The following is a 12,428-nucleotide window of genomic DNA, read 5'->3' on the forward strand; positions in this document are numbered from 1 at the left end:
CCGCCCGGGGGGGGGGGGGGGTTTTGCCCCCCCCCCCCCCCCCCCCCGCCGCGGCGTTCTTGCAGCCCGAGAAACCCTGTTCAGGCCAGGCGGGGAACTCCCTCGGGGAGACGGTCGCCGTAGCACACCAGCTGCGGCGCCATCACGCTCGCCGAACGCCGGTGGTATGTGACATGGCACTGGGACCGGTGCCCCGCGTCACCCCTCCCCCACCACCCCCGTGGACCCCCGCACCTCCAGGAACGGCGCCGCCAGCTCCACCTCGCCCGGTCGCCCCGGGTTCTCGATCCGGTCCAGGAGCCGCTGTGCGGCCCGGCGGCCGACGTCATGGCCGGCGTGGTCGACGGTGGTCAGCCACAGGTGCCGCAGCCGGGACAGGTAGGTGTTGTCGTAGCCGACGAGGGAGAGGTCCCGGGGCACCTGGAGGCCGCTCTCCTCGGCGGCCGACAGCGCGCCGACGCACGACATGTCGTTGACCGCGAAGACGGCGGTGGGCCGCTCCGGCCGGCTCAGCAGCCGTACGGTGGCCCGGTAGCCGCCCTCCTCGGTCAGGTCGCCCTGCTCCACGACCGCCGTGCCCTCCAGCCCGTGCTCGCGCATCGTGGCCTCGAAGCTGCGTCGGCGCAGCTCGCCGACCGCGCCGTGACCGGCGATGTGCGCGATGTGCCGGTGCCCCAGGCCGATGAGGTGTTCGGTGGCCAGACGGGCGCCGTGCTCGTCGTCGTTGGCGACGATGTCCACTCCGGGCAGCTCGGGCTCGCGGGTGCCGACGACGACCGTGGGGATTCGCCCGGCGGCGGTGCGCAGCGCCTGCGGGTCCTGCAGGGTGCCGACGGCGACCAGGCCGTCGACGCGCAGTTCGGTGAAGGTGCGGGTGAGGTCCTCGCCCAGGCGCCGGTTGAGGTGACCGTCGGCCAGCAGGGTGTGCAGCCCGCTGTCGTAGAGGCGGGAGTTCAGGCCGTCGAGGAGTTCCACGAACCAGGGGTTGCGCAGGTCGTTGAGGAGGACGCCGACGGTGCGGGTGCGGCGCTCGCTGAGGCTGCGCGCGGCGGCGTTGGGCCGGTAGCCGAGTTCCTCGATCGCGGTCATGACGGCCGCGCGTTTCTCGGGGCGTACCCCCTCGGCGCCGCGCAGCACCAGCGACACCAGGGACTTGGACACGCCGGCCCGCGCGGCGACGTCACGGATGGTCGGGGTCCTCATGGGTTGGACCGTTCCATAAGCCGCCGCGTGCTGTAAAGACCCCTCTTGACACCTGCCAGCGGGACCGCTCATGGTAGGCGGACGTTTGGATCGGTCCAAAGAAGGGCTGTCATGGTGAAGACGCTGGGTATCGCCGTCGTGGGCTTCGGCTGGATGGGACGGGTGCACACACAGGCCTACACCCGTCTGCCGCACCACTTCCCGCGGCTGCCCCTGCGGCCCGAACTGGTCGCCGTCGCGGACGAGGTACCCGGCCGGGCCGAGGAGGCGGCGGGGCAGTACGGCTTCGCGAGCGCCGTCCGCGACTGGCGGGAGCTGGCGGCCGATCCCCGTGTGCAGGCGGTGAGCGTCACCGCCCCGAACTTCCTGCACCGTGAGATCGGCGTCGCGCTGGCCGAGGCGGGCAAGCACATCTGGATCGAGAAGCCGGTGGGCCTCACGGCCGAGGACGCCCGCGCGGTCGCCGACGCCGTCGGCAAGGCGGGTGTACAGGGCACCGTCGGCTTCAACTACCGCAACGCGCCCGCCGTCGAGGCCGCCCGGGACCTGGTGGCCTCCGGTGGGATCGGCACAGTCACCCATGTCCGCATCCGTCTGTTCAGCGACTACGCCGCCCACCCCGAGGGCGCCCTGACCTGGCGCTACGAGCGGGCACGCGGCGGCAGCGGAGTGCTCGGCGACCTCGCCTCGCACGGTGTGGACCTGGCCCGTTTCCTGCTCGGCGACATCGAGTCCCTCAGCGCCGACACCGCGGTCTTCGTCCCGGAGCGGGCCCGCCCGACCGGCGCCACCGCCGGCCACACCCGCGCCACGGGCGGCGAGCTCGGCCCGGTCGAGAACGAGGACTACGTCAACTGCCTGCTGCGTTTCGCCTCCGGTGCCCGGGGCGTCCTGGAGGCCTGCCGGGTCTCGGTCGGCGAGCAGAACAACTACGGCTTCGAGATCCACGGCACCAAGGGCGCCGTCTTCTGGGACTACCGCCGGATGGGCGAGCTGGGCGTCAGCCGGGGGGGCTCCTACCAGGACCAGCCGGTGAGCACGGTGTTCGTCGGCCCGGGCGCCGGTGAGTACGCGGCCTTCCAGCCGGGCTCGGCCAACGCCATGGGCTACGACGACCTGAAGGTCATCGAGGCGTCCCACTTCGTGCGCTCCGTCGCCGAGGGCACGCCGCACGGGGCGACGCTGCAGGACGCCGTGGCGAGCGCGGCGGCGCTGGACGCCATGGTGCGCTCGGCCGAGCGGCGGGCGTGGGTGAGCCTGGGCTGAGGGCCGTGCGCGCCGGGGTGACCGGCGCGGACACGGCGGGCGGCCGCAGCCACCGGTGCGTGGGTGTCAACTGCCCAGAGCTGTCTTCGCCTTGGCCCAGTTGGCGTGCAGCCGGTCGAGGTACGCCTGGGCGTCGGTGCCGGGGGTCGCGCCGCGGGCGAAGGCCAGCATGGTGTCGGGACCGGCGTCGTAGCCGAGTGCCAGCAGTTCGTCCTTGGTGTACGGGGCGGACCACTGGGCGGGCAACCGGGCCGCCAGGTCGTGCAGGTACCAGGCCTCGGCCTCGATGGCGAGGTCCCGGTCGTCCGGCAGCTCGGTCCAGTCGCGGTCGGCGAAGTCGCGGCCCTTCTTGACCTCGTCGAAGGTGGCGCGGTGCATGTCGGCGATGCCGAACGCGGCGCCCGGCTTGATCTTCTGCCAGGCCCGCTCCAGCGCCGGATCGTGCGGTTTGTACGCCTCGTTGTAGAGGATCGCCATCACCAGCCGGGCGCTGACACCGGCCTCCCGGGCCCGGGTGCGGACCTGGGAGGCGTAGTCGGCGGGATCGTACGAGGACGGGGCGGCCGACGAGCGGGAGGCGCTGGGCGAGCCGGCCGACGGGGTCGGGGTGGCGACGGTCTTCCCGGCCGGTGGCGGGGTGTGGCCCTGCGGGGTGTTGGCGGCCCGCACGAGGACGTAGACGGCCAGCGCGAACACCATCATGAGCGCCAACCGCCGGTACCTCACCGCCCGGAAATCGGACATGTCTCGCCCTTCTCCCGCCCCCTCGGCCAGCAATCTTCTACCGCAAGGCGATTAAGGCCCGCGTGAGCTGAGCCTGTATGCGCCGTCACCGGCTCCCGGCCGGTGGAACCGTCGCCCCCAATACGGCTCCCGTTCACCCTGGGATCCCGGACCGCACGGGCACCCCTGGCTATCGTGCGGCCCGGCAGACGCCGACCAGCGTGCCGCGCCGCCCTCCCGCGGTGTGGACGTCATCATCGGCGAGGACGTGATCGGGGTGGTGAAGAGCTGTGGGCGGGCATGACCTGGACGGCGCTCTGCGGGTGGCCGTGGAGCTGGCCGAGTGGGCGTCGGAGAAGATCCGGGGCACGGACGCGGGCGCCGGCGGGCCGGTACGGCAGAAGGCGAGCCCCGCGGACATCGTCACGGACACGGACGAGGCCGTGGAGCGGCACGTACGGGCGGTGCTGCGGCGGGAGTTCCCCGACTGGGGCATCGACGGCGAGGAGTACGGCGCCGAGGAGGGCTCCGCGCACGCTCCGCACTGGGTGGTCGACCCGGTGGACGGAACGACCAACTACGCCCACGGCCTGGGCTGGTGCTCGTTCTCGCTGGGCCTCGCGGCGCCGGGCGGCAGCCCGCTGCTGGGCGTGGTGGCGGACCCCTGGCGGCGCGAGATCTTCACGGCCACCTCGGGCGGCGGCGCCCATCTCGACGGAACTCCGCTCCGGGCGGCGGATCACACCACCCTCACCGGGCACGTCTTCATGACCGAGTGGGCCGCCCACGCCCACTGGCCCGGTCTGGACGCGCTGCTGGGCGAGCTGGCGGCCCGCCACTGCACGGTCCGGGTGATGGGCTCCACCGCGCTGTCCCTGGTCCAGGTCGCGGCCGGCCGCGCCACCGCGGCGGCGATCGGCGAGTTCCACCCGGTGGACGGCCTGCCCGCACTCCTCATCGCGACCGAGGCGGGCGCGGTGGCGATGCCGGAACTCCCCGCCTACGACGAGCCGTTGCTGCTGGCCGCACCGGGCGCGGCGGCCGAGGCGAGGGAGTTGTGGCGCAGGACGGTCAACTCCCGCACCTGAGCCGGGCGTAGGCCCAGTCCGCGTGGTCGTGGGCGTTGCCGTCCCCGCCGTCCTGGACGACCAGGTGCAGCTCCTGGGCGCCGCTGACGCTGTACGGGGTGGGTTGTGCGGAGCGGGCCGCGACCCGTCACCGCAGGGCGCTGCCCGACCGCCAGGTCGCCCAGTCGACGTTCCAGTCGCCGTAGCCGTTGTCGGCGGCGACCGTGTCCTTGGAGTTGACCACCGTGACCGGGTCGCCGGTGTGGACATGGTCGTAGAACCACCGGGCGTCGGCGGTGCTCATGCCGATGCAGCCGTGGCTGCCGTTGATCCGGCCGAACTTGCCCTCGTTCCAGGGGGCGGCGTGCACGAAGGTGCCCGAGGGGGTGAGGCGGACGTCCCACTTGACCGAGCCGAGGTTGTAGGCCTCGGGCCCGAAGATGCTCACCGTGCGGGAGTTCATGCGGATGGTGGGCGTCTTCTCCAGGACGACCATGGTGCCGTTCCAGGTCTCGAAGCCCTTCTTGCCCGCGGAGACCGGCAGGGTGCGCAGCTTCCTCCCGTTCTCGGAGACCGTCATCGTCTTGGCCGCGGTGTCCACGGTGGTGGTCACCGCGTCGCCGATACGGAAGTTCACGACCCGGTTCTGGACGCCGTACAGTCCGCCGGCCCGCACGCCGTCGAGGGACATGCGCAGGGTGACGTCGGTGCCGGGCTTCCAGTACTTCTCGGGCCGGAAGTCGACGCGGTCCCTGCCGTCGCGGTCGGTCATCCAGTGCCAGGCGCCCTGGACGGTGGGGCTGGAGGTGACCTGGAGGTGGCGTTCGACGGCGGCCCGGTCGTGGATCGGCTTGTCGAAGACGATGGAGACGGGCATGGCGACGCCGACGGTGGTGCCCTTGTCCGGGTGGTATTCGCCGACGAACGTCTTCGACCTGGGCGCTTCGGCGGTGGTGAAGGTGGCGTTCCGGGCGAGCTGCTTGCCGTCGGATGCGGTGGCGCGGGCCCGCACCGTGTAGGTGACGCCGGGTGCGAGCTGCCCGTCGGACGTCCAGGTGCCCTTGTCGCCGGAGAAGGTCCCCTTCAGTTCGCCGGGGCCCTGTGCGGTGACCTGGACGGCGGTGATCCGGCCGTCACCGGCGCGTATGGTCACCTTCCGGTTCACGGCGACGGACGTGCTGTCGGACGCGGGCGAGACGGTGAGCCGGTCGTGCTTCGCGTCGTCCCCCCGCCCGCCGTCCCCCGTGGAGCCCCCTGCACCGCCGCAGGCCGTCACGACCAGCAGCGCCGCGGCGGCCGAGGCGGCAACGGGCAGGCCCGGGCGGCTTCGTGGGGCGTTCCCGGCGGTGCTCGACGGTGCGTGCGGCATGCTTCCTTCGACCGCCTTCCCTGCGTCCCGGCGAGCGCCGGGCGCGCTCGCTCTCCGACGGTGCGGGTATCCCGCCGGAGGCCGGGCATAACCCGGAGCCGGGTCAGGAGGGGGTGAGGGGCAGATCGTCGGTGTAGGCGTTGACCGGCGGGGCGATGCGCCGCGTCCCGCCGACGTCGAGGGCGGCCTCCGCCGTCCTGGTGCCCAGGCTGCCCTTCGGGTGCCAGGTCCCGGTCACCGCCAGCCAGGTGTTGGCGGGCGGCGCGGCTCCCCCGTACATCCGGACCTTGACGGTCTGGGAGTCCGCGGCGCAGCAGGTGAAGATGATCCGGGTCAGGTACCAGCCGTCGCCGTGCGCGGCCGGGGTGACGAAGCCGGTCATCTGCACGGTGCGGTGCCGGATGGCCAGGGCGTGGTCCTGCTGCACCCGGGTGGTGAAGTCGGTGAGCGTCATGGGCAGCGGGGAGGTCGCGGGCAGCGGGTCGAAGCCCTTGCGCACGGTGACCGCCTTGCCGTTGGTCCGCGCCGCCGTGTACGCGCCGAGGGCCGGTGGGACGTAGAGGAGCAGGCTGAGCGCGGGGAGGAACAGCAGCCAGGCGACGCGGGGTGCCCGGGAGTGGTCGTGGCCGTGGGCGTGGCCCTCGTCGTGGGCGGGGCGCCGGTCCAGGACCGCGCTCGCGAGGCCGAGCAGGAGCAGGATGACGCCGGAGACGATCAGGACGAGGTGGAGGCCTTCCTTGACGTAGCGGAGGTAGAGGTCGGTGAGGAGGGCGACGTGCAGCAGTCCCGCTCCGGTCAGGACCAGCAGGAGTGTCTGGGCGTGGCGTTTCACAGCAGGACGCCTCCGATCAGCGCGCTCGCGGCGACCGCCACGACGACGGTGGCGGTGGAGAAGCGCCAGGCGAACGCCCGCCCGAAGGTGCCCGCCTGAAGGGAGATCAGCTTCAGGTCGACCATCGGGCCCACCACCAGGAACGCGAGCCGGGCGACGGGCGAGAAACCGGTGAGGGAGGCCGCGACGAACGCGTCGGCCTCCGAGCACACCGCGAGGACGATGGCGAGCCCGGTCAGGAAGAGCACCGACAGCCAGGGCGAGCCCGAGAAGGTGTCCAGCACGGCGCGCGGCACCGCGACGTTGAAGGTGGCGGCGGCCATCGCACCGAGCACGAGGAAGCCCCCGGCGTGCAGGAAGTCGTACTGGAAACCGAGGCGGAACTCCTGCCAGCGGCTGTGCCCGGCATGATGGCCGCCGTGCCGTACCGCGGGCCGCAGCCACTCCTCCCGGCCCAGCCAGAGCCACAGCCAGCCCATCACGGCGGCGGTGGCGAGCGAGGCCAGCAGCCGGGCGGCGACCATCGCGGGGTTGCCGGGGAAGGCGACGGCGGTGGCGGTCAGCACGACGGGGTTGATCGCGGGCGCGGAGAGCAGGAACGCGAAGGCGGCGGCCGGGGTGACACCCCGTCGGATGAGGCTGTTCGCGACGGGTACGGACGCGCACTCGCAGCCCGGCAGGACCGCGCCCGCCGCGCCGGCCACCGGAACGGCGAGCGCGGCGCGCCGGGGCAGCACCCGGGTGAACAGGTCCGCCGGTACGAAGGCGTTGATCGCGCCGGACAGGACCGTGCCGAGGATGAGGAAGGGCAGCGCCTGGACGGTGATGGCGAGGCACACGGTGCGCCAGGCGGCGAAGGCGGGCCCGCTCAGCCACCGGGTCTGCGTCAGGGTCAGCACCACGGCGACCAGCGCGACCGCCGTCGCCGCCCCGATCACGACCGACCGCGGCGGCAGACGGCGCGCGGGGGGAGCGGCCGTCGCGACCACGCCGTCGACCAGTTCATCCGTTTTCAACATGTTCGCTCCGGATGTCGGTGTCCTGGCGAACATAAGCGACGATCACGAAGGGGGCCGGGCGCACACACCTCCGCGAACGGGTGACGGGACACTGGGACCATGACGACCCCGCTCGCCTCCCACGTCGCGTCCTGGAAGCCCGTCCCGGTCACCGAGGAGGACGCCCTCTCCCCGGCTCCGGCGGCCGCCCTGTCCGCGCTGCTGGACCTGCCCGGGACGGCCGCGAAGTCCGGGGACGCGCTGCCGCCGCTGTGGCAGTGGCTGTACTTCCTGCACTGGCCCGCCCAGCGCGACCTCGGCCCCGACGGCCATCTGCGGGACGCCCGCTTCCTGCCGCCGATCCCCGACCGGCAGCGCATGTTCGCCGGCGGGCGCTGCGAGATCGCCGAGCCGCTGCGCCTGGGCGAACCGGCCGAGCGGGTCAGCTCCCTGGCCGCGGTGACGCCCAAGCGGGGCCGCTCCGGGGAGCTGCTGTTCGTCACCGAGCGCCAGGAGTTCCGCCAGCGGGGCCGCCTGTGTCTGGTGGAGGAGCAGGACGTCGTCTACCGGTCGGGCCGCGGCGCCGCGGCGCACCCGGCCGAGCTGGACGAGCAGGCCGTCCCCGAGGCAGAGGGCCCCTGGCGGCTGGGCCTGCACCCCGGCCCGGCGTTCCTGTTCCGCTTCAGCGCCCTGACCGCGAACGCGCACCGCATCCATTACGACGCCCCGTACTGCCATGAGGTCGAGGGGTATCCGTCTCTCGTGGTGCACGGCCCGCTGCTGGCCCTGCTGATGCTCGAACTCGTCCGCGCCAACGCCCCCGACCGCCGGGTGCGGTCCCTGTCCCACCGGCTGCACCGCCCCGCGTTCGCCGGCGAGCACCTGCTGGCCGACGGCTCCCCCACCGACGGCGGGGCCGGTCTGCGCGTCGCCGGTCCCCGCGAGGCCCGGCACGCCACCGCCGAGGTGACCTTCGCACCGGCGCCGGTCGTCAGCCCCGCACCCCGCCCGTCATGAGGCCGCCGACGATGAAGCGCTGGAAGAGGGCGAAGACGCAGACCACGGGGATGCTGATGAGCGTGGCGGTGGCCATCAGGGCGCCCCAGGACGTGCCGTGCTGCCCCACGAAGGAGTTGAGCAGCACGGTGACCGGCTGGACGTCCGGGCCTCCGGCGAGGGTGAGGCCGAAGAGGAACTCCCCCCAGGCGATCAGGAAGGACAGTCCGGCCGTCGCGACCACGCCGGGCACCATCAACGGCAGGACCACCCGCAGCAGCACGCCCGGCAGTCCGCATCCGTCGATCTGCGCGGCCTCCTCCAACTCCGATGGCACACCGCGCAGTACGGGCCGCAGCACGATCACCGTGAACGGCAGGGTGAGGGTCGTGTCGGCGGCGATCAGCCCCAGGTAGGTGCCGGCGAGTCCGGCCCGGCGTTCGAGGATGAACAGCGGTGCCGCCAGCACGATGGCGGGCGGCAGCTGGGCGACGAGCAGGGCGAGCACCATCGTGCCCGAACCGCGCATCCGGACCCGGGCGAGCGCGTAGGCGAGCGGGACGCCCAGCAGCAGGGTCAGCGCGACCACCCCGGAGGAGATGACCAGGCTGTTGAGCAGGGCCCGGGTCAGTCCGGCGTATCCCAGTGCCGTCGCGTAGTTCCGGCCGGTGACGGGGGTGGGGGCCCACTGCGGGGTCGGGCTCAGGATGCGGTCCGGGCGCGTGAGGCTGGTCTTCGCCATCCAGTAGACCGGCAGCAGGAAGGCCGCGGTGACGGCGGTGGCGACCGCGGTGAGCAGCCAGGGGCGGCGGGGCGGTCTCATACGGCGCCTCCCGCCGGCGTGTCTTCCTCGCGCCGCAGCCGTCGTACGTAGAACACGCCCGCGAGCAGCGGCACGACGAGCAGCAGCAGGCCGGCGGCGGCGCCCTGGCCGAAGCGGAAGGAGGTGAAGAAGACCTCGTAGACGTAGAGGGAGAGCACCCGGGTGGCGTCGACGGGCCCGCCGCCCGTCATCACGAAGACGATGTCGAAGACCTTGAAGGTGTAGAGGAGGCCGAGCAGGAGGACCGTCACCGACACCGGGCGCATCAGCGGAAGGGTGATGTGGCGGAAGCGCTGCCAGGCGCCGGCGCCGTCGATGGCGGCGGCCTCGTGCAGTTCGGGGTCGATGGTGTGCAGGCCGACCAGGAGCAGCAGCATGTTGAAGGGCACGCCGACCCAGATGTTGGCGAAGATCACCCCCGCGAGGGAGGTGGACGGGTCGGTGAGCCAGTCGTGCCCGAGGCCGCCCAGGCCCACGGCGCTCAGGAGGGCGTTGTAGGCGCCTGACTCCGCGTCCAGCATCCAGCGGAAGAGGGTGCCGCTGACGACCGGCGGCAGCAGCCAGGCGACGAGGAGCAGGGAGCGCAGCAGGCCGTTGAGCGGGAAGGGGCGGGCGAAGAGCAGGGCGAGGGCGAAGCCGAGGGTGAACTGCAGTAGCAGGGAGCCCAGGGTGAAGATCAGCGAGATGCGTACGGCGTGCCAGAACGCCGGATCGTCGAGGACGGCCCGGTAGTTGTCCAGGCCGTTGAACCGCTCGGTCCCGCCGAGCAGTTGGCCGAGGTCGACGTCGTGGACGGAGGTCCACACGTTGTAGCAGAGCGGGTAGGCCAGGAACAGGGCGAGGAAGGTCATCCCCGGCAGACAGAAGAGGTAGCCCGCGCGGCGCCGGCGCGCGGCGGGGGAAGGGCTCGGTTTCACCGCTTGCCCAGCGCTTTGTCGATCTTGGCGGCCGCCGTCCGCGCGGCGCCGGACGGCGAGGCGGCCCCGGTGAAGGCCGCCTGCTCCGCCTCGGCGACGGCCTGCGAGGCGTCGGCGTAGTGCGGGCCGTACTGGCGGGGGCGGGCCAGGGGGAGCTGGCTGAGGAACAGGCGCAGGGCCGGGTCGGAGGCCCAGGTGCCCTGGTCGGCCAGGTCCTTGCGGGACGGCAGGTCGCCGAACGACACCAGGTACGGCACCAGCACCGAGGGGCGCTGGGTGTACTCCAGCACCTCCCAGGCCTTGTCGATGTGTTTGCTGCTCGCCGTCACGACCCAGTTCTCGCCGCCCAGGCAGGTGGCGGCCTGCCGGTCGCGGGGCAGCGGGACGACGGTCCAGTCGAAGGACGCCTTCTTCAGCGTGGGGATCTGCCAGGGTCCGTTGATCTGCAGGGCGGCGCGCTGGTTGAGGAAGCGGGTGTTGACGTCCTGCTGGGTCCAGCCGACGCACTGTTCGGACAGGGAGCCCTTGGCGATCAGGTCGTGGAGGAAGGAGAGGGCGGTGGCGCCGTAGGTGCCGAAGGTGTCGAGGTCGCCGCCCGACTGCCACAGGAAAGGCAGGAACTGGAAGACGCCCTCCTCCGTCCTGATCGCGCTCAGCGCCAGTCCGTAGCGGTCCCCGCTGGTCAGCCGGTGGGCGCTGGAGGCCAGTTCGTCCCAGGTGGTGGGGGGCCGCACTCCGGCGGACCTGAGCATCCGGGTGTTGCAGTACAGGGCGAGGCAGTTGCTGTTGTTGGGGATGCCGAGGGTCTTTCCGCCGACCTGACAGCCGTCCCAGGGGCCTTTGTAGTACTGGCCGGCCTGGCCCCACTTCGCGACCCGGCTCGTGAGGTCGGCCAGCAGGTGGTTGCCGCCGAGGGTGTTCATGGCGACGTTGTCGACGATGGCGATGTCGGGGAGGTCGCCGGAGATCGCGGCCAGGGCGAGCTGGCGGTCGAGTTCGGCGAAGGGGAAGGTCCGCCGCTGGATCTTCACGTCCGGGACGCCCGACTCGATGTCCCTGATCAGCCGGTTCATGCCGGGCTGGAAGTTGTCCAGGGTGAAGTAGTCCCACCAGGTGAGGGTGACCGGGCCGGAGGAGCCGGAGCCGCAGGAGGCCAGCGCGCCGCCCAGGGCGGCCGTGGCCGCTGTCGCGCCCGCGGCGCGCAGGAGGCCGCGGCGGTCTACGGAGTACGACATGTTCTGCTCCCTGGGGTAGACGAACGGGCACAGAAACCGACGTATCAGAAATCAAGGTCGAAATCGGGGAACTCCGGCTCGGGTTCCGAACCCGGCACCGGCCGGCAGCGCCCGGTACTCGCGCGGAGGGTGATCAGGGGTTTGAGCAGGACGTGCCGGGGACGTTCCTCGGGCGTCGTCAGCCGCCGCACCATCAGCTCGACGGCGACCCGGCTCATCTCCTTGGCGGGGATCTCGGCGGCGGTGAGCGGCGGGGTGACCTGTTCGGCCCAGGGGCTGGCCGCCACGCCGACGACGGAGAAGTCCCGCGGCACGCTGCGGCCGTGCCGGGTCAGTCCCCGGTAGATGCCCTCCAGGGCCGCCTCGTTCTGGGTGACCAGGGACGTGGTCGCCGGGTCGTCGCGCAGGATCCGTTCGACGACCTCCTCTCCCGAGGCGAGGTCGTCCCCGCACAGGTAGGCGCGGGGCGTGAGCAGCAGCCGCTTCATCGCCTCGGTGTAGCCCTCGTCGCCGAGCCGCGCGAAGCCGTAGCCGCTGTCGAACAGCTCCTCCGAGCGGTTGACGAAGGCGATCCGGCTGTGGCCGAGGTCGGCGAGGTGCTGCACACAGCCGCCGGCCAGCCCGGCGAAGTCGAGGTCGACCCAGCCGGCCGCGTCGGTGCCGTGGTTGCGGCCGATGGCCACGAAGGGAAATCCGCAATCGGCGAGATACCCGACCCGGTCGTCCTCCCGGCGGATCTCCATGACGATCACGCCGTCCACCAGCCGCCCGCCCACCATCCGCCGGAACGAGGGGTCCGTGCAGCTGCCCGCGGGTGAGAGCAGCAGGTCGTAGCCGTGGACGGCGGCCGTCTCGGCCACCCCGCCGACGAAGGCGAGCTGCATCGTCGTGTACGTCCGCTGCCGGCCGGCCGGCGGATACAGCAGCCCGAGCAGGTGCGTTCCGCCGGCGGGCCCCCCGGTGCGCCGTGCCGTCACGTCCTCGCTGCGCTCTGCCATG

Annotated in this window: 13 protein-coding genes; 3 read left to right on the forward strand and 10 right to left on the reverse strand. The window is 72.6% G+C overall.

Annotation, left to right across the window (positions count from 1 at the left end):
• Positions 1–198 precede the first annotated feature (198 nt).
• Complete coding sequence (locus tag MKW14_RS36405; protein ID WP_240870407.1) at positions 199–1,203, reverse strand: LacI family DNA-binding transcriptional regulator; 1,005 nt, start codon at positions 1,201–1,203, stop codon at positions 199–201.
• Positions 1,204–1,314: 111 nt separating this feature from the next.
• Between MKW14_RS36405 and MKW14_RS36410 the strand changes: the two genes are divergently transcribed.
• The gene (locus MKW14_RS36410; protein WP_240870409.1) at positions 1,315–2,469 is read left to right on the forward strand and encodes a Gfo/Idh/MocA family protein; all 1,155 of its coding nucleotides are present in this window, start codon (positions 1,315–1,317) and stop codon (positions 2,467–2,469) included.
• A 66-nt stretch (positions 2,470–2,535) separates the two neighbouring features.
• Here MKW14_RS36410 and MKW14_RS36415 read toward each other — a convergent pair whose 3' ends face one another.
• Entirely contained in the window at positions 2,536–3,213 is a 678-nt protein-coding gene (locus MKW14_RS36415; RefSeq protein WP_240870411.1) for a lytic transglycosylase domain-containing protein, read from the reverse strand.
• 269 nt (positions 3,214–3,482) lie between these two features.
• Between MKW14_RS36415 and MKW14_RS36420 the strand changes: the two genes are divergently transcribed.
• Entirely contained in the window at positions 3,483–4,280 is a 798-nt protein-coding gene (locus MKW14_RS36420; protein ID WP_240870413.1) for an inositol monophosphatase family protein, read from the forward strand.
• On the opposite strand, the gene MKW14_RS36425 is transcribed toward MKW14_RS36420, so the two are convergent.
• From MKW14_RS36425 to MKW14_RS36440, 4 genes are all read right to left on the reverse strand, one after another.
• The gene (locus MKW14_RS36425; protein ID WP_374116650.1) at positions 4,264–4,350 is read right to left on the reverse strand and encodes an NPCBM/NEW2 domain-containing protein; all 87 of its coding nucleotides are present in this window, start codon (positions 4,348–4,350) and stop codon (positions 4,264–4,266) included. The genes MKW14_RS36420 and MKW14_RS36425 overlap by 17 nt on opposite strands.
• 57 nt (positions 4,351–4,407) lie before the next feature.
• The gene (locus MKW14_RS36430) at positions 4,408–5,628 is read right to left on the reverse strand and encodes a L,D-transpeptidase (RefSeq protein WP_240870415.1); all 1,221 of its coding nucleotides are present in this window, start codon (positions 5,626–5,628) and stop codon (positions 4,408–4,410) included.
• Between the two features lie 103 nt (positions 5,629–5,731).
• Entirely contained in the window at positions 5,732–6,460 is a 729-nt protein-coding gene (locus tag MKW14_RS36435; protein WP_240870416.1) for a TIGR03943 family putative permease subunit, read from the reverse strand.
• Complete coding sequence (locus MKW14_RS36440; RefSeq protein ID WP_240870417.1) at positions 6,457–7,479, reverse strand: permease; 1,023 nt, start codon at positions 7,477–7,479, stop codon at positions 6,457–6,459. The genes MKW14_RS36435 and MKW14_RS36440 overlap by 4 nt, the downstream gene beginning before the upstream one ends.
• Positions 7,480–7,578: 99 nt before the next feature.
• Between MKW14_RS36440 and MKW14_RS36445 the strand changes: the two genes are divergently transcribed.
• Positions 7,579–8,475 carry an HTD2 family dehydratase gene (locus MKW14_RS36445; protein ID WP_240870418.1) on the forward strand — a complete coding sequence of 299 codons (897 nt, stop codon included), beginning with the start codon at positions 7,579–7,581 and terminating at the stop codon, positions 8,473–8,475.
• On the opposite strand, the gene MKW14_RS36450 is transcribed toward MKW14_RS36445, so the two are convergent.
• From MKW14_RS36450 to MKW14_RS36465, 4 genes are read right to left on the reverse strand one after another with little or no spacing between them, the layout of a single operon-like run.
• Positions 8,450–9,277, reverse strand: a complete 828-nt coding sequence (locus tag MKW14_RS36450; RefSeq protein WP_240870419.1) for a carbohydrate ABC transporter permease — start codon at positions 9,275–9,277, stop codon at positions 8,450–8,452. The two genes, MKW14_RS36445 and MKW14_RS36450, sit on opposite strands and share 26 nt — an antisense overlap.
• Complete coding sequence (locus MKW14_RS36455) at positions 9,274–10,194, reverse strand: carbohydrate ABC transporter permease (protein WP_240870421.1); 921 nt, start codon at positions 10,192–10,194, stop codon at positions 9,274–9,276. Before MKW14_RS36455 ends, MKW14_RS36450 begins: the two co-directional genes overlap by 4 nt.
• Positions 10,191–11,429, reverse strand: coding sequence for a sugar ABC transporter substrate-binding protein (locus tag MKW14_RS36460; RefSeq protein WP_240870423.1), 1,239 nt, complete (start codon positions 11,427–11,429; stop codon positions 10,191–10,193). Before MKW14_RS36460 ends, MKW14_RS36455 begins: the two co-directional genes overlap by 4 nt.
• A gap of 44 nt (positions 11,430–11,473) precedes the next feature.
• Complete coding sequence (locus MKW14_RS36465) at positions 11,474–12,427, reverse strand: substrate-binding domain-containing protein (RefSeq protein WP_240870425.1); 954 nt, start codon at positions 12,425–12,427, stop codon at positions 11,474–11,476.
• Position 12,428: the final 1 nt, after the last annotated feature.

The organism is Streptomyces gilvus (genome assembly GCF_022513565.1).
Classification (GTDB): Bacteria; Actinomycetota; Actinomycetes; order Streptomycetales; family Streptomycetaceae; genus Streptomyces; species Streptomyces gilvus.